General features: G+C 51.1%; 18 protein-coding genes. 7 read left to right on the forward strand and 11 right to left on the reverse strand.

What is annotated here, in order from left to right:
• Both AAF564_08010 and AAF564_08015 read right to left on the reverse strand, forming a co-directional pair.
• The coding region (locus tag AAF564_08010; protein ID MEM8485480.1) for a hypothetical protein at nt 1-368 on the reverse strand (368 nt) is incomplete at its 3' end.
• 264 nt (nt 369-632) lie between these two features.
• Nucleotides 633-1,409, reverse strand: coding sequence for an SDR family NAD(P)-dependent oxidoreductase (locus tag AAF564_08015; GenBank protein ID MEM8485481.1), 777 nt, complete (start codon nt 1,407-1,409; stop codon nt 633-635).
• 233 nt (nt 1,410-1,642) lie between these two features.
• On the opposite strand from AAF564_08015, the gene xseB reads away from it, so the two are divergent.
• Both xseB and AAF564_08025 read left to right on the forward strand, forming a co-directional pair.
• Nucleotides 1,643-1,837: an exodeoxyribonuclease VII small subunit gene (gene xseB, locus AAF564_08020; GenBank protein ID MEM8485482.1), complete on the forward strand. Its 195-nt coding sequence runs from the start codon at nt 1,643-1,645 to the stop codon at nt 1,835-1,837.
• A 2-nt stretch (nt 1,838-1,839) separates the two neighbouring features.
• Nucleotides 1,840-2,628 (forward strand): hypothetical protein, encoded by a 789-nt coding sequence (locus AAF564_08025; GenBank protein MEM8485483.1) that lies wholly within the window; start codon nt 1,840-1,842, stop codon nt 2,626-2,628.
• A gap of 23 nt (nt 2,629-2,651) precedes the next feature.
• Here the strand turns inward: AAF564_08025 and AAF564_08030 are convergent, their stop codons facing one another.
• Both AAF564_08030 and AAF564_08035 read right to left on the reverse strand, forming a co-directional pair.
• The gene (locus tag AAF564_08030) at nt 2,652-3,473 is read right to left on the reverse strand and encodes an MBL fold metallo-hydrolase (protein MEM8485484.1); all 822 of its coding nucleotides are present in this window, start codon (nt 3,471-3,473) and stop codon (nt 2,652-2,654) included.
• 102 nt (nt 3,474-3,575) lie between these two features.
• Nucleotides 3,576-4,307 carry a Pycsar system effector family protein gene (locus tag AAF564_08035; protein MEM8485485.1) on the reverse strand — a complete coding sequence of 244 codons (732 nt, stop codon included), beginning with the start codon at nt 4,305-4,307 and terminating at the stop codon, nt 3,576-3,578.
• A gap of 389 nt (nt 4,308-4,696) precedes the next feature.
• Between AAF564_08035 and AAF564_08040 the strand changes: the two genes are divergently transcribed.
• Nucleotides 4,697-5,581 carry an SdiA-regulated domain-containing protein gene (locus tag AAF564_08040; GenBank protein MEM8485486.1) on the forward strand — a complete coding sequence of 295 codons (885 nt, stop codon included), beginning with the start codon at nt 4,697-4,699 and terminating at the stop codon, nt 5,579-5,581.
• A 106-nt stretch (nt 5,582-5,687) separates the two neighbouring features.
• Entirely contained in the window at nt 5,688-9,410 is a 3,723-nt protein-coding gene (locus AAF564_08045; GenBank protein MEM8485487.1) for a BamA/TamA family outer membrane protein, read from the forward strand.
• A 309-nt stretch (nt 9,411-9,719) separates the two neighbouring features.
• Here the strand turns inward: AAF564_08045 and AAF564_08050 are convergent, their stop codons facing one another.
• Nucleotides 9,720-10,928: a DUF4440 domain-containing protein gene (locus AAF564_08050; protein MEM8485488.1), complete on the reverse strand. Its 1,209-nt coding sequence runs from the start codon at nt 10,926-10,928 to the stop codon at nt 9,720-9,722.
• 48 nt (nt 10,929-10,976) lie between these two features.
• Here AAF564_08050 and AAF564_08055 point away from each other — a divergent pair, with 48 nt between their 5' ends.
• Nucleotides 10,977-12,383 (forward strand): alkaline phosphatase PhoX, encoded by a 1,407-nt coding sequence (locus AAF564_08055; GenBank protein ID MEM8485489.1) that lies wholly within the window; start codon nt 10,977-10,979, stop codon nt 12,381-12,383.
• Nucleotides 12,384-12,392: 9 nt separating this feature from the next.
• On the opposite strand, the gene ppk1 is transcribed toward AAF564_08055, so the two are convergent.
• Genes ppk1 through folB form a run of 3 tightly spaced genes read right to left on the reverse strand, consistent with a single transcriptional unit; the run spans nt 12,393 to nt 14,884 of the window.
• Nucleotides 12,393-13,442 carry a polyphosphate kinase 1 gene (ppk1, locus tag AAF564_08060; GenBank protein MEM8485490.1) on the reverse strand — a complete coding sequence of 350 codons (1,050 nt, stop codon included), beginning with the start codon at nt 13,440-13,442 and terminating at the stop codon, nt 12,393-12,395.
• A gap of 3 nt (nt 13,443-13,445) precedes the next feature.
• Complete coding sequence (locus AAF564_08065) at nt 13,446-14,438, reverse strand: hypothetical protein (protein MEM8485491.1); 993 nt, start codon at nt 14,436-14,438, stop codon at nt 13,446-13,448.
• A 50-nt stretch (nt 14,439-14,488) separates the two neighbouring features.
• Complete coding sequence (folB, locus tag AAF564_08070) at nt 14,489-14,884, reverse strand: dihydroneopterin aldolase (protein MEM8485492.1); 396 nt, start codon at nt 14,882-14,884, stop codon at nt 14,489-14,491.
• A gap of 437 nt (nt 14,885-15,321) precedes the next feature.
• Between folB and AAF564_08075 the strand changes: the two genes are divergently transcribed.
• Nucleotides 15,322-15,816, forward strand: a complete 495-nt coding sequence (locus tag AAF564_08075) for a hypothetical protein (GenBank protein MEM8485493.1) — start codon at nt 15,322-15,324, stop codon at nt 15,814-15,816.
• Here the strand turns inward: AAF564_08075 and AAF564_08080 are convergent.
• The 3 genes from AAF564_08080 to AAF564_08090 form a co-directional block, all read right to left on the reverse strand.
• Nucleotides 15,805-16,749: a PfkB family carbohydrate kinase gene (locus AAF564_08080; protein ID MEM8485494.1), complete on the reverse strand. Its 945-nt coding sequence runs from the start codon at nt 16,747-16,749 to the stop codon at nt 15,805-15,807. The two genes, AAF564_08075 and AAF564_08080, sit on opposite strands and share 12 nt — an antisense overlap.
• Nucleotides 16,750-16,806: 57 nt before the next feature.
• A complete protein-coding gene (locus AAF564_08085; GenBank protein ID MEM8485495.1) occupies nt 16,807-17,535 on the reverse strand; it encodes a hypothetical protein in 729 nt (242 codons plus the stop codon).
• Between the two features lie 121 nt (nt 17,536-17,656).
• The gene (locus tag AAF564_08090; GenBank protein ID MEM8485496.1) at nt 17,657-17,893 is read right to left on the reverse strand and encodes a hypothetical protein; all 237 of its coding nucleotides are present in this window, start codon (nt 17,891-17,893) and stop codon (nt 17,657-17,659) included.
• A gap of 359 nt (nt 17,894-18,252) precedes the next feature.
• On the opposite strand from AAF564_08090, the gene AAF564_08095 reads away from it, so the two are divergent.
• Nucleotides 18,253-21,267: a tetratricopeptide repeat protein gene (locus tag AAF564_08095; protein ID MEM8485497.1), complete on the forward strand. Its 3,015-nt coding sequence runs from the start codon at nt 18,253-18,255 to the stop codon at nt 21,265-21,267.
• The last annotated feature ends 1 nt before the right edge of the window (nt 21,268 follow it).

Raw genomic sequence — 21,268 nt, forward strand, 5'->3', positions numbered from 1 at the left:
ACACGCCCGCCCATGTGAGACTGCAAACCTGAAAAACTTGAATCAGGAAGTATTTCAGAAAACAAAGTAACCCATGAAGTATACGGCTTGCCATCAAGTGTAAGCTGGATGCTTTCTATTTTTGCCGGTCCAATGCCCTGATTAACCAGCACAAACTGAAACCCACGTGTATTATATCCCTTTCCAAACTCAAGATGCGGCCAGGCTTCCGCGCGACGCTGAATAGACAACTCTTCTTGTTGTGCCCGCATGATCGAGGCCTGGTACAACGATACCCCTAAGGCGCAAATGCCTACAAAGACCGCTGCTGCAGCAACAATCATTTCAGGCTGAATGCGGCGTCGGCGTTTAAGGGAGGGAGATTCCATCTTTCGTTCAGCAAGTAAATCGAAAATCCAAGAGTAGTCGTTAAACTACGTATGCAGACACACCCCGCTCAAGAGCGCAATGCTCAATGGGCGCACCATAGGTTTGTAAATAATGTAGTATGCGAAAACTAAAAGCAATGCTCACCAGCCTGCAATCCTGAACAAAGTACAACCCATTCCACACTTGAGCGGGTGCCTGTCGCAGACAGGCGGGGGGTGTCCTTCCCTGAATGGCTACAAAAAATCGCCGGGTGTGCCCTAAGATTAAATCAGCGACCGCGATTGACTGCCATCAACCGTAATACACGCGCCGGTAATCAAGCTGGCGCGCTCAGAGCATAGGAATGCAACGGTATCTGCTACTTCTTCCGCCTTGCCAAAACGACCCAGCGGCAGGTTCTGTGCGATAAACTTAGCCATGCCTTCGGGGTCTTCATTACAGCGCCTGTCCCAGCTTCCTCCGGGAAATCTAATGGAGCCTGGTGCAATCGTGTTAACGCGGATGCCATCACCGGCAACTTCAAGTGCCAGGATTTTGGCCATACTGATCAAGGCAGACTTGGTTGTGTTGTAAATGGATAGCCCTGCACCGCCAGCTTCGCGTCCAAAAATCGAGGAAATAAATACGATGGACCCACCGCCCGCTGCTTTCATTGCGGGGATGGCTGCACGACTGCAACGCACATGCCCCAGCAAGTTCAGGTTCAGGATATCATCCCAATCCTGATCAGTTGTTTCTTCAAGCGGTTTGCGACGGTTGCCACCGGCGTTGCCAACGAGAATGTCTACCCGGCCATAGACTTTCATGGCTTCCTCAACCAGCGTAGTGCCCGCCGTCTCACTCGTTACATCCAGCGCAACAGTATGCACCTCCGCGCCATCTCCTCGCAATGCTTCAGCTGTTGCCTCGAGGGCTTCTGCACCACGTGCGCACAAAACCAGGCGTGCCCCTTCAGCAGCCAGTGAATGTGCTATTGCTTTTCCGATGCCACGGCTCCCTCCTACCACGAGGGCCACCTTTCCACGCAATCCTAAATCCATTGTATTTCTGTTTTATTGTAGCGCAATGTATAGAGTGGCCGGCCGGCTGCGTCATCTCAACGCAAATCGCCCGCCTCATCCGCGGTAATATAGCGCTAATCATTAAAAATGGCGGGCATTTTCAACGGGATGTAATAAGTTCTCTTTTATTTCTACAAACCTCCTGTAGCTGAACAAAAATGATCTGCGGCGTTCAAAAAATGACGCCAACGCTATCAAACCCCATACACGTTATGTCTGAAGACAAACCAACTTTTGAAGACCAGTTACGCGCCCTCGAATCTATCGTCGAAAAGCTGGAGACCGACATGCCGCCCCTCGACAAGGCACTGGCTTCTTACGAAGAAGGTGTAACGATTGCCAAAGACTGTCTTACTGCGCTTGAAGCTGCAGAACTTCGCATAAAAACCCTCAAACTGGAAGACTGAATATGATCGTCTGGGGTATCCGGATTTCCGGACTACTGCTTTGTCTGATTTGCCTGCCCGTTCATGCGCAGGATCAAGCCTTGTCGGTACGCGATCTGGTTGTCAAGGGAGATTCTGTATATGCCCAATTTGACAACCGTGCTGCACTAGAACATTACCAGGCTGCAATTGTGCTTGATTCCATGCATTTTGATACCCGGATCAAGCTCTCTAGAACCAGTTATGACTATGGCCTCGACCTCGTTGCGCAAAACAACATGGAAGCAGCATACGAGGAATTCCAGGCGTCCATTGTCCATGCCCGTCACCTCGTTGCGCATTTTCCCGACAGCGCCCAATCACATTTCCTCCTGGCAGCAACCCTCGGTAACCTGGCACTTTTTAAAAACGGGCGAGAGAAAATTATTCTTGGCAGAATGGTAGCAGAGCACAGCCAGGAAGCTATTTCGATTGATTCATTGCTGGCCTATCCTTACGTATCACTGGGTATTTACTACCGCGAGCTTGCCAACCTGAGCTGGATTGAGAAAACCCTCGCAAAAGTCTTCTTTGGCCGGCTCCCTAAAACCTCCTTCGAACAGGCGCTCGATTTACTCCGCACAGCACTCAAACTCCGGCCAAATTTCCCCTTCTTGCATTTTGAGTTGGGGAAAACCTTTTTGATGTTGTCGGAAAATGAGGAAGCGCGACGGCATTTCGAAACACTCGTATCTCTTACTCCGGAGACCACACAAGACAGGCGAAATCAGGACTACGCGCGCGACCTGCTCAAGAATTGGAAAAACCAGTAAACCACATTCTGTTTCAAAACAGACTATAGCCTGAATGTCAGCCCTTCATACGCAGCAGTGCAATTAACGCCGGCATCTTTCAAAACATCCTGTGCCTCGTCCTGAATTGCATCAATGGCATCATCCATTCGCTCTGGTGCGTGGTGGAACAAGGCCAAGTGACCGACTGACGATTCGCGCGCAAGTTTGCACGCCTGTAGTACCGTGCTATGGCCCCACCCACGCTTCTCAGGCATGTCTTTGGCCACATACATCGCATCGTGAGATAAGAGATCAGCACCTGTACAGAAGGTGACAAACTGCTCAAAAGAAGTGACTGGATTTTTAGGTGCAAGCTCATTGTCCGGTATATGCACCATCACTTTCCCTTCGTGCTCCACCCGGTAGCCATAGGCACCACCTGGGTGATTTAACTTGAGCCGGGAAATACCAAATCCTTCGCTGCGAAGATATTTCATCGGGCGCCGCTTGATTTGCTCGTACTCAGCCACTACTGCTGACGGGCGCATGGGATAATGGATGCCATCAAGCATAGAGATCAAAGACCAGGTTTTTTTGCCTCGTCGATAATCGATCAGGTGGACGCGCCGGCCAGGTTTGTACAGCGGTCCAAAAAAAGGAAAACCATCCAGGTGATCTCGATGCAAGTGGGTCAGAATAAAATAAATGTCCGTTACTTCATCCCCCAATGCATCCCCCAGGATTCGCACGCCACTTCCCGCATCAATAACAAGCAGCTTGTTATCAATTTGCACGCTGACACAGGAGGTATTCCCTCCATACTTCAGTGCCCTTGCGTCTGATATGGGATAGGAGCCGCGTACGCCCCAGAACTTAACGATCATAGTTTGAATCCGGAATACACAGAGCCGGCCCGATGCCGGCTCATTCTTACCCACATTGGTGATCAAATGGAAAAACTGAAATGACGCAACGTGCCCGCGTTATCACGGAGGCACTGCGCCACTAAGACCCGACTGTGAAAATACTACCCACGCATAGACGCCTATAAACAGCAACACACCGATAATCAGGCCAAACATAAATACATTATACGACCGACGGAGCAAGCTAAACTTCTTCTTAAGTACCGTTCCGAGCCCGTAAATGTCGCGAATCATGTTTACATAGAGGCTATCGGTATTTTGAAGCAATTCTTTCATCCCGATCACAAAATCCTCTTCCGGCAGGCTCACAAAGTTGCCAAAAAACAACAGATTCTTGTTGTTATTCCGAACGTCTTCCAGGTTTAGCACTTGACTCGAAACCCTTGGCCGGGCAGCCAAAACAGCCAGCGCCATAGAGCCAAGACAGGTAAGGAGCAATACAGCTGTCGGAATCAACAACCACGGATTGGTATCTATCTTCGGAGAAATGGAAGCCAGAATAATGGAAATAATAATCCCATTGATACTGATCATAATGTTGGCCTTGGCATCAGCGAGCGCACTCAAGTCCATGTTAGTCCGGTACGATGTTCTGAACATCGTTTCAATTCCCCGTGAAGTCCCCAACCCGGATTTATTGTCGTCCTTTTTCTTTTTCTTCTTTTTCTTCTTTTTACCCGCACTAGCCTCTCCTACTGCCGTTTCATAAACAGCAGATGATTCGCCTGATTCGGAGGACGCAGGTGACAACGCAGACGCATCTGCCTCGTCGGCTTTTACTTCTTCTGACATAAATGACTGTGGTCCGTTGTGACTAAACAAGGGCAACCGCACAAACAATTGCCCTTACTTGGTAAGGGCTAAATTACCATCTAGGCCCCTCTGTTCCAACTCTGGTTAAAACTATCTGATCAAAATCTGGTATTATACGCACCCCAATTGACAGAATTTGCAGAAAAGCCTATACCGGTTTTATACTCAAATTCACCAATTTCTTTCTATTGGACGGCCTACACATGCTGGTATTCTACCCATACCCCCTGCTCAAATACTTGGCCCTTGCGCTCAGCCTGGCTTGTTGTTCACCGGCAGCACAGCCACAAACGCCCGAACCGCAAGCCACTGAATCCAATATATCTGAATCAGCAGACACCCTTGGCCCTGTTCCTACCGCACCAACTATGGCTGCACAAAACACCTCATCGCAAGATTCCCTAATACCGACACCTACCGCTGACCATACGCCTGCTAATGCGCACCCTTTTCCAAACAGCTATTCCTTCGATGCGCCCGATGCATTGATGAAACTGGACAAATCGCTCAAAGAAATTTCCGGACTCACCTTGCTGGATGAACAACGCCTGGCAGCCGTCCAGGATGAAAAGGGAAAACTCTATATCATCAATGCCAGGAACGGCGAAATCAGCACGGACCGACGATTTGCTAAAGACGGCGACTTTGAAGGCATTGAACTGGCCGGCGATCTCCTTTATGCGCTCCGAAGCGATGGTGATCTTTATGAGATATCCGATTGGGACACCAAAGACCCCGATACCGAGAAGTTTGAAACGCACCTGGGTTCGAAAAACGATACGGAAGGCCTCACGTACGATGCAATGAACAACAGGCTACTGATTGTTTGCAAAGAACAACCGGGCGCCGGTCTGAAAAACGCGCGGGCAGTCTATAGTTTTGATCTCTCAACAAAAAAGATGAGCAAAGACCCCGTGCTAGTCATTGACCTCAAAGCGGTTGAAGCCCTTACTGAGAAGAACAAACTGAACAGCATTGTCCGCAACCTGGCAGCCCCCCTGACAAACCTCAGCGGTTTCAAGCCGGCCGGCCTTGCCATCCACCCGATAACCGGACAGCTGTTCATTATCTCCTCCGTACGCAAAGTTATCCTTGCCTACAACATGGATGGAACGCTTGAAGATGTCTGGTTGTTACCGGAAGATGATTTCCGCCAACCGGAAGGGTTGGCATTTTTGCCCAATGGTGATTTATTTATTGCCAATGAAGGCGGCAACGGGGCGGCAACCCTGATGCGCTTTAACTACAAGTAAAGATAAAACAGGGTACCTGCCGAACGCCATACCCCGGCAGCTCTCCTACCTTGTTTCCGACACCACACGACCACATTCCTTTTAAAGACGGCACCCGTCTTCTTACATGATAGACACCCGCTACTTTCTAGTCCTCGTCCTTTTGTTGGCTGGCTGTGCGACCTCCAAGCCCTACGTTGCTGAGCGATACCGAGACTGGCAATCCAAGGATGCCCCGCCAGCCTCAGAACTGGACTATCGCGTGTTCCTCATTGGCGATGCAGGTGGTGCCCCCGAAGGCGGGACAACCCCTGGCCTCACCTTGCTAAAAAACCAACTGGATGCTGCTGGTGAAGATGCCGCCGTCGTTTTTCTTGGTGATAACATTTATTGCTGCGGCCTGCCGGATTCAGCCGCAGAAAACCGCGCATTTGCCGAGCACCGACTCCTCGCCCAACTAAGGGCCGTCGAAGACTTTGGCGGGCGCGTTGTATTTGCACCCGGCAACCACGATTGGAACCACTCAGAACCTGGCGGCCTCGAAGCCCTTGCCCGGCAGGAAGCCTATGTAGAAGCATATCTGGGCGGAAAAAACGTTTTTAGGCCCGATAATGGTTTCCCTGGCCCTGAAGTAATAAAATTAACGGACCGCGCCCGGCTTGTTGTTATCGACACAGAATGGTGGATCACCCCCCACGAAAAAGGCCAAGGTGAATACGACAACTTTGACATCGAGGAAAAAGGCGATTTCCTCGTAGCCCTCAATGAAGTTGTCAAAGAATATGACAAAGAAGATCTGCTTGTCATTGGACACCACCCCATCTATTCCAACAGTGAACACGCGGGCAGATTCCCGTTACGCACACACATTTTCCCGCTCACAGAGCTCGCCCCCAAAGCCTACGTCCCCTTACCAATTTTAGGCTCGTTAGTGCCCATTTTTGTCCGTTATATCGGATTTAGGCAGGACATAGCGCACCCTACCTATCGTGCGCTTACCAGTTCGCTCCTCAGGGTTTTTGGAGAGCATGAATCAATCATCTACGCCTCTGGCCACGATCATAACCTGCAATATTTCAAGGATCTACACCACGATTACATCGTCAGCGGTGGTGGCTCTCGCACATCTTATGTTGCCCGCGGCGGAGCAGCAAGTTTCACGTACGAAACGCAGGGCTTCTCCACACTCAATTATTATAAAGATGGCTCGATATGGATGACCATGTGGGCCGCTGATGAAGCCGGCGAAGGCGAAGTGGTATTCCGCAAAGAAATCAAGGGACCGGCGCGCGATGCAGTTGACGCTGAAGTCCCGGATAACCCTGACATGGTGTATCCAGACTATTCAGACAGCACGTACGTCATAGCTGCCAACCCGAACTACAAGGCAAACGGCCTCTACGAATTCTTGCTTGGCAAACACAACAGAGATATCTGGGCCCTCCCCGTTGAGGTCCCTTATCTCGATATGGGTAAAGTTGCCGGCGGCCTTACGCCTGTCAAACGGGGTGGCGGGATGCAAACGTTCTCCTTGCGGCTTGCCGGCGAAGATGGCTTTGAATACGTTATTCGATCAATCGACAAAGACCCTTCGGTTTCTGTCCCGGAAGAATTACGCCAATCATTTGTGGCTGCCATCGTACAAGACCAGATAGCCTCCATCCATCCCTATGGCGCCTTTATCATACCCAAGCTCGCCAGTGCAGCCGGCGTTTACCATACTACCCCGCAACTCGTCTACGTACCCGACGACCCGCGTCTCGGTGTGTACCGTGAGAAATTTGGTAAGCAACTCATGATGTTTGAGATTCGTCCCAGCGACGACATGTCGAACATGCAACAGTTTGGCAACTCAGAAGACGTCATCAGTGCGACCAAATTTTACCAGGAAATTGAGGATGATAATGACAATCGCCTGGATGCCCCTGCATTTGCAAAGGTCCGGCTGTTCGACATGCTGCTCAGTGACTGGGACCGGCACAAGCTACAGTGGCGATGGGCCGAGTTTGACGATGATGACGGCAAAGGCAAGATGTATCGCCCCGTACCGCGCGACCGGGACTGGGCATTCAACAAGTTCGACGGCGTAATGCCTGCGCTGGTGCGTATTTCGTTTGACCCCAAATTCCAGGAGTTTGACGAAGACTTTGGCAACCTGAAAGGGCTGTCTAAAAACGGGCACTGGCAAGACCGCCGGCTCACGGCCACCATCTCGCGCGATACATGGATCGAAAAAGCTGCCGAATTACAGGCAAGCCTCACGGACGAGGTGATTGATGCTGCCGTACAGGACTGGCCGGCGTCTGTTGTAGAATACCACGGCGATGAAATTGCAGCAACCCTCAAGGTCCGGCGCGACAAATTGCATCTCGTTGCCGAAGAATACTACGAGATTCTGGCGCGCTACGTCGACATCGTCGGCTCCAATAAACACGAGCGGTTTGAAGTTAATCGTATCAGTGAAGAAGAAACTGAGTTAATTGTTTACAAAACCAGCAAAAAGGGAGAAAATCGCCAGGAGCTTATACGTCGGACGTTTTATGCTGATGAGACAAGAGAATTGCGCCTTTTTGGTCTTGGTGGTAACGACCATTTCGAACTGGGTGGCCGCGTAAACACCGGCATTCTTGTACGCGCCATTGGCGGCGTTGGGGATGATGTGTTTACTGACCACTCTGAAATCCTTGCCGGCGGCAACCGCGCCATTTTCTATGATACGCGCACCAGCAACGAAGCCACAGCCGGCCCAAACACCAAGGTGGTATTCTCCAACGACCCGGGTATAAATGCCTACGATCAGAAAGACTACCTGCACGACGCCAAGCTCCCCCAGGTGTTTTTCGGGCGTAACCAGGATGATGGAATCTTTGTCGGAGGCGGGATGAAGTTTGTCAAACATGGTTTTCGCAAAAAACCGTTTGACCGTTCCCAACGCATCGTGGGTAACTTTGCCGCGCTCACACAGGCCTTTAACCTGGTTTACGAAGGACAATTTGTCAACACGCTCGGCCAATGGGACCTGGGAATTGACGCCAACTACCGCTCTCCCAACAACTTCCGAAACTTCTTTGGCCTTGGCAACGAGACCGTAAAAGACCAGGATGCAGAGTTTTTCCGGGCGCAACTGGCAACTGCCCTCTTTGCACCATCTCTTGAACTGACAGACTACGCCGGCACATCAATTGAGCTAGGCAGTTTTGTGCGCTATGTAGATGTGCGCAATGAAAGCGACACGTTCATCAGTCAGGCCGGCATCGACGCGGGAAGCTTCAGGGATCAGGTGTTCTTCGGTCTATCCAGTGCAGCAACGCTCGATTTCACCGACCATCCGGCAAACCCGAAACAAGGCTTCCTCTGGGCAAACGATGCAGAGGTTAACATAGGCCTGTCGAACTCGGATGAAGTGTATTCAACCTTGCAGTCTGCCCTTTCCTTCTATATATCACCTTCAACTTCTCCTCAAGTTACTCTGGCATTGCGCTTTGGGGGCGCCCACAACATAGGCGACTTTCCGTTTTATGCGGCCAACACCATTGGTGGTCGCCGAACGGTACGCGGCTGGCGTAGTAACCGGTTTGCCGGCCGCACAAGTGTTTACACCAACGCTGAGGTTCGTGCCAAGCTGTTCAACGTCAATTCCTACGTCGCCACCGGCGAATTTGGGTTGCTCGGTTTCTATGATAACGGACGCGTTTGGACGGAAGCAGATACGGTAACGGGCCGCGTCTGGCACCAGGGCTACGGCGGCGGAATTTGGATAAGCCTCTTTGATGCCTTTGTACTCAATGCCACCATGGGCTTCTCTGAAGAAGATGAGATTTTCGACCTGAAATTTGGGTTTTTGTATTAGAGAAAATCTTTAAACAAGATTTTCTCGTATCCTGAACTCGATTCAGGATCCATACAGGTCAACTCAGAACCTGTAGAAAAAAAGATTTTCTCGTATCCTGAACTCGATTCAGGATTCCAACACGATTCAATGGGTTTATTACACCCAACCGTTCTCTGGATACCGGATCAAGTCTGGCATAACTTGGAGGGTAGAACGAGCATAGTCGCCCTTTTTATAGAGGCCCATCGAGCGATATGCATATCGCGGTATAGAGACAGAATCAAGATGGGCATGACGTTTAAAGGATCGCGCGGCCAGCGTTTCGCCCTATTGATTGCCGTTGTCCATATCGGCGTGGATATGCCACCGACCGTCATCTCCCCTCTTAAGGGCTAGAATAAATTTGCCGGCATCCGGACCGTCTGCTATCGCACGATATCCCCCAATGATATAAGCCACGGCATCTTCCACCGCAAAATCTTTCGCGCGTAACAACAATGGACCGCCGGAATTCCGGTACGCTTCAGCAATGGCAACGCGCCCACGGACAGCCGGACGGCCCGGGCGTAAAATGAAGCCATCTTCAGTAAACAGCGCCGCAAGCGCCTCCGCGTCGCGGTTTTGCCAGTGCGTTTCGTAATCACGGAGCACGCGGTCTAGTTCAGCCGGCAGCTCCACCGAAGGCAGCGCGTGTGGATACGGCTCATTTGAATCCTGTTTCTCTAGTAAAAACTCCTGCACGCGCGCCAAATCATCAGCATTCAGGAAATCTACCCCGGCATCGTATAATACCTGCCACACAGCCGGGTTATCAGACGTAGCCCAGAATCGAATTTTACGGCCCTCACTGTGGGCTTGCGCGACAATTTCAGCCAATTTTTCGCGGGCTTCTGCCGGCATTTCGCCATTTCCAAACCACCTGGCTACCTGCATCCAGTTACTGCTAACCAGCGGCATGAACGCAGTTGGCAGGGGCGGATTCAGGCCAAGGTCTTCCAGCCGGCCGTCATATGCTGCAAAACGGACCGTTTCCTCTAACATCGTTTCTCTATCTCTGTTGCCAGAGATAATGGCGGTCACTGGCCCAGGAATCGCTACACCATCGTTGAATTCTGTAAACATGTTGGGGTACCCGGCCAGCACTTCGCGCAAAACTTTGTAGGTCGAAACGGCTTCCGATTTCACATCAATCAACAACACAATAGAATGGGGCAGACCATATACACTGCCGCCGTTTACCTGGATCTGTTCCTTTAACGGATCGAGATACATGTGCTCTAACGTTAGCTCAGAATCAACATCCTCAAGGTCGTGCGCCACAAGCAGCGCACCGTCAACCAGGTGGATATCTACTTCGATGCTCCCTATTCCACGCGAAAGAGCCTCCAACAATGGGCGCTCCTGTTCGTAATCATTGTGCGCATGCGCGCGCCAGAGCGGCGTCACTTGCGATGCTTCCTGGGCGTATGCGTTACCGGGTATTGAACTCAGCAATACTAAAAGCATTACACCAAAATAACACACAAGATATTTCATTAATCTACCTTTGATTAGGTATGTGAATAAGCGCTGCATTGCGTACCTTTGCCCATCCTCGAACAAAACGACAAAAAGCCGATGGCCAGCCGCCGTAAATTTTTCAAACAAGCTACCGCCGTTTCACTGGGTTTTGCAGGTCTCCATTCTTTTATGGGTTGTGCAAACCCAGCTTTACAATCCATTGCAACCCCACCCCTTGTAGCTGATCCGCTGAAGGTACTGAGCCTGCCAGACGGTTTTTCCTACAAAGTTATTTCAAAAGCCGGCAATCAAATGATTGATGGGTTCCGGGTGCCTTATGCTCCTGATGGCATGGCTACGTTTGATGGACCTGACGACTTGACCATCATCGTGCGCAACCATGAAGTGGGACTACAAACAGGCGCCGGCGCTTATGGGCCAGAAAATGCGCTTTTTGCTAACATCGACCCAACGCTGTTGTACGACGCAGGCTTTGGCAAAACCCCCTCACTTGGTGGGACGTCGACCATTGTCTATGATACAAAAAAGCAGGAAGTGGTTCGGGAATTTCTGAGCCTTGCCGGCACCATTCGTAATTGTGCTGGCGGCCCTACGCCCTGGAGCAGTTGGATCACCTGTGAAGAAAGCACAGAGCGGGCCGGCAAAAACACAGAAAAAGACCACGGCTACAACTTTGAAGTACCGGCTACACTTGAGCCTGCCATTGCAGCGCCCGTCCCTTTGAAAGCGATGGGCAGATTCAACCACGAGGCAGTGGCTGTCGAACCGGAATCAGGCATTGTCTATCAGACTGAAGACCGACATGATGGTTTAATTTACCGGTTCATTCCCGACGTCCCCGGGCAGCTCGCGGAAGGTGGCAAACTTCAGGCCCTTGCCGTTATCGGACAGGATAGCATGGATACCCGCAACTGGGAGTCAGACGCAACCGTGCGACTTGGCGAGCAACTGCCAGTGCGCTGGGTAGACCTCGACAATGTCGAGGCACCAGACGATGATCTACGCTACCGCGGATATGCCACAGGTGCGGCGCGTTTTGCACGTGGTGAAGGGATGTGGTATGGCGACAACACCATTTTCTTTGCTTGCACCAACGGTGGTATTGCAAAGAAAGGACAGATCTGGAAATACGTACCGAGTGCTGCAGAAGGCACACCACAGGAAAATGATAACCCAGGTTACCTGGAACTGTTTGTTGAGCCGAATGACAGAGAAATTGTAGAAAACGCGGACAACCTGACGATTGCCCCCTGGGGTGACCTGTTTGTCTGTGAAGATGGAGATGGCAAACAAAATCTGCTCCGCGTTACCCCTGCCGGCGAAGTTATCCGATTTGGCACCAACATGATCAGCGAATCAGAATTTGCCGGCTCCACGTTTTCGCCCGATGGCACAACCTTGTTTGTAAACATCCAGGGAGACGGCCTTACACTCGCCATTACTGGACCATGGGAGCAATTTAGTGGGTAACCAACGACGTTAAACCTGGCCGCCAAGCAATTCGTACGAAGCATATTGCGCACGCGTTTTTTTGCGGCGTGATTTCACGTACGCGTTGCTGTGCTGGGCATCGATAACCCGCGCCTTCGTGTTGTCTCGAAGCTGTATGTCGAGCATGCGTTTCATTTCGCGGAACAGGGTGCGGTTGTAAATCGGGAATGCCACCTCAATGCGCCGGCTCAGGTTGCGCTTCATCCAGTCTGCTGAAGCAAGATACATGACCGGTTTACCGGCATTGTGAAACAGGTATACCCGCGCGTGTTCGAGGAAACGATCCACAATGCTCGTAACCTGGATATTTTCACTCTGCCCCGGTATGCCCGGTACAAGGCGACAAATACCCCGCACAACGATCCTGATGTTCACGCCGGCCTGGCTTGCTTTGTATAACCGGGCGATAATTTTCTCGTCTTCGAGGCTGTTCATCTTCAAGGTCATCTCAGCCTTCCGCCCCGCTTTTGCCTCCGCAATTTCCTGTTCGATCAGCGCATTAAATTGTTTGCGCATGTTAAATGGCGCAACCAGCAGGTGCTCGAACTTCGGGTTCTTCCGTTTGCCGTTTAGAAATTGAAAGACTTTGTTGATCTCAGCAGTGAGGCGTTTGTCAGCTGTTAAAATTGCCTCATCTACATAAACACGCGCTGTTTTCTCGTTGAAATTACCCGTACCGAGATAACAATACCTTACACGGTTCTCCCCTTCTCTGCGCACAACCATGGCAATTTTTGCATGCACTTTGAGTCCGGGCATGCTGTATAGCACCTTCACGCCGGCCTCTTCCATTTGAGAAGCCCAATATAAATTAGACGCCTCGTCGAACCGTGCTTTCACCTCCACAAAAACCGTTACTTTCTTGCCGGCTTTCCGGGCAGCAATCAGCGCCTGCGTTATCGCAGATTTGCTTGCAACACGATAGAGCGAAGCCCAGATCTCCTCAACCTGCTCATCTGCAGCTGCTTCTTCGAAAAAGCGGATCACAGGGTCGTAAGACTGGAAGGGAAAATGCAGTAGTTGGTCCTTCTTTGCAATGACCTACAATATGGAAGGTGCTTCCGTCAGCACAGGATGCGCCAGCGGCGGCATCGGCTTATACATCAAGTGCTTTTTATCAAACCGGGGGAAACCAAACAAATCGTGCAGGTTGTGATAGCGCCCGCCCAGCACCATGTCTGAATTGTTGAGGTTCAGCTTCTCTTTAACCAGCGCGGCAAGCGCAAAAGGCATTGATAAATCGTAGAGGCAACGCGTGGGCAAGCCCGTGACTCGTTTTTTCAGGCTTTTGCGGATCATCTCGACAAGGTCTCCTGAAAACTCATCTTCGAGATAAAGATCTGCATCACGCGAAAGCTTGATTCCGTATGTATTCCCCGTTTCGCGCTCCGGATATACTTTCCCAATGTTGAAGCGGATGACGTCTTCAATAAACATGACATACCGCTTCCTCCCTTGCGCTGGCAATTCTACAAAACGCGGAAGCGTTTCACAGGGTACTTCCAGTAGCATGTGGTCAGGTGCATCTGAATTTTCCCGCCAAATTTCAGTTGCGAGGTATACAGTGCGGTTTTTCACAAAGTAGTCTGCAGCCAGAGTTTGCAATGCAACCGGCTTTAATTGTGCTAAAACCTCTTTTTCGAAATAAGACTGCAGGAAAGTCTGCTGGCGCTCACTCAGGTTTTGCTCGTTTAGCAGAAAGATGCCTTCTGCCTCAAGCGCCGGCAACAGGTCCCGCCAAATGGCACCAAAACGCTCTTGCTGCGCCGTAACAATTTCGTTGATCTCTCGGACAAGCCGGGCCGGATTGAAATCTAACTTCTTGACTGACTTCCGCTTTAATCGCACCAGGCTGCGCATCGATGCGACCCGAACCCGAAAAAACTCATCCAAATTGGAAGAATAGATGGCAAGAAATGACAGGCGCTCTAAAAGTGGCACATTTGGATCTTCAGCTTCCTGCAGGACGCGGGCGTTAAACGATAGCCAGCTGATCTCACGGTTCTCATATACCATTGCTTTTTTCTCAGCCATACTTCTAAACCTTGGGTGTCTTCCTGGGACGCAAACGGTGTTTTATCTGTTTAACGATCGTGCCGGTACACGGCCTCTGCGCGATCACAAGGGCCTCCAACGGGCGGATTGGCTTTGCGCACAGTTACTTCAATACCAAGCACAATGTTATAATGCTCAATGATTTCATGCGCAATCAGATACGCTAGTTTTTCGATGAGGTAAAACTTGTTCTCTGTCACAATTTTTTTCACAACTTTGTATACGGCCTCATAGTCGATTGTGCGCGCCAGATTATCCTCAAGGGCAGCTTTTTCAAAATCAACCTGCATCACTACATCCACTTCATAGCGCCCGCCAATCCGATGTTCTTCCTGCATCACGCCGTGGTGGGCGTAGAACACCGCATTTATCAGTCTTACCGTTCCAATCGACATATCCTGTTCCAGTTGTAGTGGGCCTTGCATGAATGGTTTAACGCCAGAGGGTAAGGAAAATACATCTACCAAACAATGCTCCACCGAAAATACGCTAAACGGGCGTCTTTGGGGCATTATCGTAAATCAGGGCACCAAGAAATCCCCAAAGCACTGTAGGTCAATTTGCCTAAACGTTATATGCCTATGCGTATTTGGCGCACCTCCGACAAGCTATAGTCTATTTATTTTTGCTTGCGGGTACCCTACCATGGGTACATCTTATAAAGAAATCTGTCACTACTCCGACCTCTTACTCCTCCATCTCCAGTTCAGATTTCTTGAGAATGTTCTGCTTTCGCTTTTTCGTTTAACAACTTATCTCTGTACCCACGAGCATGTCTCTATTTTCACTTTTATCTACTGCGGTTGCTGTTCCGTTGGCCGTAGTATTGGCTGCCTTTATGTGGTTTTTTATCCGAGCCCAAATGGCAGACAAACAAAAGGGATCCAAATCCTCACGCAAACCCATTAAAAAGATTGCCTATGACAAACCAGCCGCTACTACTCCTTTTATTTCTAACATGAACCTCTCAGCCAGCATGCCGGTGCACCAGGATACGGTTGCAACGCTGGCTACAGCATACACTGCCAACAGTTCGGATACGCTGAGCTATCAGCCCTTATCCAACTTTTTGGGCAGCAGCCCCCTTGAACAGAATACCTTACCCAACACAGCAAGTAGCGAACTTGCCACACTATTGCCTGAGCCGGCAACCATAGAATTTGACATCAAGGACATTCCGGGTATCAACAGCGCGATGGAAAAGGAATTGTTCGAGCTTGGTTATACGTCGGTAGAGCAGATCGCCCGATGGGGTCGCGCTGATGTGCGCGCTGTGTCAGCCACCCTTGGCGTTGACCAGCAGAAAATCGAAGATGAATGGATTGCGGGGGCCCGCCTCATCCTATCAATAAGATGAGGCGATTTTTTCGGCTAGTTTGCTGGCCGGAATGGCAGTCAGATCGTGTAAGGAAGCAACCCGTGCATCGATATCAGCACGTTCAATTTCCAAAAGCTGATCCGGACCGAAGCGTTCAACCGTAAATGAGGCGAGCGCCGTACCAAATACAACAGCGCGCTTGAACGCCGCGTCGTCAAATTCTGGGTACTGGGAGAGGTATCCAACAAAACCGCCCATAAAGGTATCGCCGGCACCCGTTGGGTCCTGAATTGCATCCAGCGGATACGCCGGCAGCGCAAAAAGGGAATCATTATCGATGACCATCGCGCCATGCTCTCCTTTCTTGATCACCAGCACGCGGGGACCCATTGTCAGGATTTTACGTGCTGCTTTAAGCAGGTTAAATTCACCCGCCAACTGGCGCACTTCTTCGTCGTTGATCATCAGGCAATCAATTTTGCGCAATGTTGCACGCAACCCATCAAGCGTGTGATCGATCCAGAAGTTCATGGTGTCGCAAACAACCAGTTGTGGACTTGACATCTGTTCAAGCACACTTGATTGAAGCGTCGGGTCGATGTTACCCAGGCACACGATACGGCTGTCTTTATACATTGACGGCACAACCGGGTCGAACGTCTCCAACACATTCAGGTGTGTATAAAGCGTATCGCGCCCGTTGAAGTCATCGTGATATTTACCAGCCCATGCAAAGGTCTTGCCCTGCTCCTGCACTTCGAGGCCGGCTATATTAATCCCACGACTGTCGAGCACGTCGATATAGTCCTGGGGAAAATCATTGCCCACAACGGCAACAAGCCGCACATCATCACAAAAGAAACGGGACGCCAACGAAATATAGGTTGCACTGCCTCCAAGCACCTGCTCGGCAGATCCTGCTGGCGTTTCAATAGAATCAAACGCAACAGTGCCTACTGCTAAAATACTCATACCATCTTAAATTTAATGAACCGGAGAGCCGCGTAATTATACACAAACAAGTGCTTATTAATAGCGCGTTCTGATCCAATCGCTAATCCGCTTGAATACAAATGCACTGAAAACTGTTTTTGCAGATTGTAAAAGCGATTCATACAGCGACGAAGCTTCCCCTTTCTGCTTTTTGATCGTTTTCGATAGATCAGTTGCAGCTACCTGCAAAGAATCGGCAGCGCGTTCTGCAGCATCGGAGAATGAGGAGATGATCTCACCAGTCTTCTCGTTGGCTACGTGTCCAAGATCACCTGCACGCTGGTTGATCAAATCGCCCAATGAGCCGGCGCGGTCATATATAGAGCCCCGCGTGGATCGAACACGGTCGGCCATCTGTTCACCTGCAGCGGCAGCTTGTGCTGAAAACCGGTCTACGGTATCTCCCGCAAATTGACGAGCAGAATTGGTCAGATAGCTCGATTTCTGCCGCGCGCGCTGTGATAAGCTAGGCGGCGGGGGCGGTTCCAGCGCCTTGGTTAGGGCCCGGCCTACAACCATGCCGGCGCCAACAGCCATCAGGAAAGCGAGTCCGGGATTGTCTTTCACCCAGGTTTTGGCTGCGTCACCTGCTTCTTCGAGGTCAATTTTATTAATTTCGCTCCGGAGCCGATCACTTGTCTGTTTGAGATCTACTCGTGCCTGTTCGTATGCCTCACGTAATTCGTTGAGCATTTCGCCAGTTTCCTGTGCATCGGATGCTTCAGCGGTCGGCTGTTCTGCGGCTGGTTCTTGTTTTTTTGCCATAGCGATAGTCTATGCGCCCCCTTTCGGAGAATTTGATCGATAAATAGGTGTTATTTTTAGCGTAGGTCTTTTATATTAAGGACTTACAAACTTGCTAATCCTTTTCAGGCCAATTAAGGTATTATCGGCGCAACAGGACTCCAATGAATACCCCGAATCCGAATCCACTCAACATGGCGGCCGTCTGGTTCTCTTCGATCCAATCTTTGGCCTGTTCTACGAGATCCGCATATTCTCCATTAATCGTATGATCTGTGCCGTTTTTATAGGGTTCACCGGCATGAAGGTCGCCGGCGCCATTTGATTCGCCATACAGATTTTTCTCAGAAGATGCGGTGCCCGATTTTGATTTTGCCATCTTTGCCTGTCTCAGGTTGAATGCGACTTTTTCTTATGTCCGGTTTCTTAAATCCAGTGTCTTTTGTTCGTACCCTGCCCGGCAGCCCACAGTTCACCACACTCAGGTGTAGGTGCTGTCTGGGATGCCTTTGGTACCACTAAATAATAATAATTATGCTGCAGCCTCAACCCGGCGACTATGTGACAAGATCCAGGACATGCAATTTAAGCTATCATCTGCACGTTTTAGGCATGAGAATAGTTTATGATTTGGTTCATCACAAGTTTGCGACGAAAACATTTAACGCCTTATAAACGTTGAGTCTACCCATCTTCAACCATTCATTGCCCAAATGGATGCATCCCTTAAATTCATTTATGGCTAAAATCTCTCGAAACGTTTTTCTGGCTCTTTTGCTGATGTTTGGCGGCCTGAGTCAGCCGGCAGCTGCGCAGATGCCTCCCGAGAACGGTGACCGGGTTTTTGCAGAAGCATTCAAACTGCATACCGATCAGTTGTTTGAACAGGCCAATCATGCGTTTGATAAATTTCGCCGACAATACCCGCAGCACATCAACGCACCGGAAGCGCTGTATTATCAGGCGGAGTCTTCGCTGGTTGTTGGCCGCGAAGAGGAAGCTGTGCATTTATTCAGCCAGTTTCAAGATCTATACCCTTCTCATCCCCTTGCGTTTGAAGCCCGGCTGGCCCTCGGCAAATACTACTACGCTGCCGGCCAGCACGACAAAGCCATTAACACCCTGGCCCGTGTTGTCCAGAAAAACCCACCCGACGAAGTTGCTGCGCGCGCACTCTATTGGATGGGCGAGTCAGCGCTGAATCTCAACAACCTCGCAGAAGCCGTTGGGTACTTCGAACGGGCAGCCATTGAATACCCGGAAACAACCACTGCACCAATCGCCCTGTATGCCGTTGCAGCAACACAGGTGCGCCAGGAAAACCCGGAAGCCGCTGTTCGGTTTTTCGAACTGCTCTCTGCGCGCTACCCGCAGTCTCCCTATACGCAGAACCTCGGATTAACGCTTGCTGAAGTGTATTACGAATTGGGCGACTACCGCCGGTCTATCGATGAAGTGAAACGCCGGCTACCCAACCTGAGCGGCCCCGCACTCGACCGCGCAAACTTCCTGCTGGCTGAATCGCACAACCAGCTCCGCGAAAGCGACCAGGCCATTGTCTATTACAGACGCTTCACGGAAAACAACGCTGACAGTCCGTTTTACCGCAACGCCCTTTATGGCCTCGCATGGAATTACCACTCGGAAGGTGCCTACCAGTGGGCAGCTGAGCATTTTGGGCAAGTGCTCCAGCAGCGCCAGAAAGACGAACTTGCAGCCAACGCTGCATACTACCGCGCCGTTAACACCAAACTGGCAGGCCAGCCTTTCGAAGCGCTGAACATGTATAAAGATGCAGCCGCCCAGTATCCCAAGAACGAAATCTCGGACCAGATCATGTTTGAGCTCGGGATGACGGCGTATGAGTTACGCAGGTGGGAAGAAGCCCGCGATGCGTTCACCCGCGTGATCAATGAATTCCCGGCATCCAACCGCCGCGGCCAGGCATTTTTCCGGCGCGGCAGTTCGTTTATTGCGCTCGGTGATTTTGACGCAGCGCTGAGTAATTTTGACCGGGCCATCGCGCTTGACGCAGCACCGGCTTCGCTCAAGCAGGAAGTTATTTTCCAGAAAGCCTGGCTGCAATACCGCAGCGGCAATTATTCAGCGTCAGCGCCAGCATTCATGGAGCTGTTTCAGAAAAACGCGTCCACCGAAGTTGGCGGCGAAGCCCTCTTCTGGGCAGCAGAGAGCTACCATCAGTTAGGTGACCTCCTGCGCGCTTCGCAGCTTTTCCGGCAATACCTCCGCGGCTACAGCGGCGGCAAACAAGCTGACGCTGCACACTATGCCCTTGGCTGGACACACTTCAAACAGGGCAACTACGAATCAGCCATCGGTGAATTCCGGCAATTCCTCAGTCAATACAGAAATGTAGACGAGTTTGTCCCCTACCGGACCGACGCCCTGCTCCGCATGGCCGACAGCTACTATGCACTCAAGCGTTACCCGGAAGCCATCCAAACCTACGCCCGTATCGGCGGCGAAGATGGCAACGACTACGCCCTCTACCAGGTTGGACAGGCCTATTATAACGCCGGTGAAGGATTTGAAGCAATTACCACGTTCCGCCGGCTCCTGCGCGACTTCCCTGAAAGTGACTGGGTTGAAGAATCACAATACAACCTCGGCTACTTGTATTTCCAGAACCAGAATTACCAGGAAGCCATTGGCGAATACCAGAAACTGATTCGGGATTATCCGAGGGACCCGCTTGCAGCCAAAGCCCAGTATGGCATTGGCGACGCACAGTTTAATGCCGGCAACATGGAAGAGGCGGTCGAATCTTACCGCACCGTGCTCCAGCAATATCCTAACAGCCCGTTTTCTTCTGATGCAGCAGCCGGCATCCAGACGGCGCTCATTGTTTTGGGTGATGAAGAACGCGCCAGCGAAATCATCGAATCGTTTGCCGGCGACAGCAACTCAAACGCCCTTGCAGATGAAATGCGATTCCGCCAGGCAGAAGTGAAATATCAGACCGGCCAGATTGACGAAGCGTTGCTCGACTTCCAGCGGTTTGTCCGTAATTCCGAAAATACGCAACTCCTCCCTGATGCGTACTTCTATCTGGGTTCAATTTTCTCCGAGCGTAACCGTCCCCAGGAAGCAGAGGCATACCTCAAACGTATCGTCACCCGCCACCCGCAGAGCCCGCGTAACGCCGACGCTACACGGAAGCTGGGCGACTTGCTCCTCGCACAAAACAGAAGCCAGGAAGCGCTAGACACCTTCCAAAGCCTGGAAGGGTTGCAAGCAGATAACCCACAAGTGGTTGGGGAAGCGCGCTACGGCCAGGCCAAAGCGCTCTTGCAACTGGGCCGACAGGCAGAAGCGGAGCGGTTGCTCAATGAATTGACACAAGCCGGCGGCGATCCGTCACAGCTGGGGCCAGTCCAGTTGGGCCTTGCCCGCGTTTACGAAAGTGAAGGCCGCACCCAGGATGCCGTCAACATGTACCGGAATGTTGTTGATCAAAACCTCGATGCAACAGGTGCTGAAGCGCTGTACCGTCTCGGACAATTGCTGGTCAACCAGGGACAAGATCGGGCTGCACTCGAAGAGCTTGGCCGCATGTCGGTGCTCTATGCCGGCTACTCCGACTGGGTTGCCCAGGGCTACCTGGCACAGGCCACAGCATTCCGTAATCTGGGCCAGCGCGGTGACGCCCTGCAGCTCTACAATCGCATCATAGAAGAATACAGTGGTACAACGTTCGCAGATTTGGCAGCAAAAGAGAAGGCTTCGCTCTAAT

The organism is Bacteroidota bacterium (assembly GCA_039111535.1).
Classification (GTDB): domain Bacteria; phylum Bacteroidota; class Rhodothermia; order Rhodothermales; family JAHQVL01; genus JBCCIM01.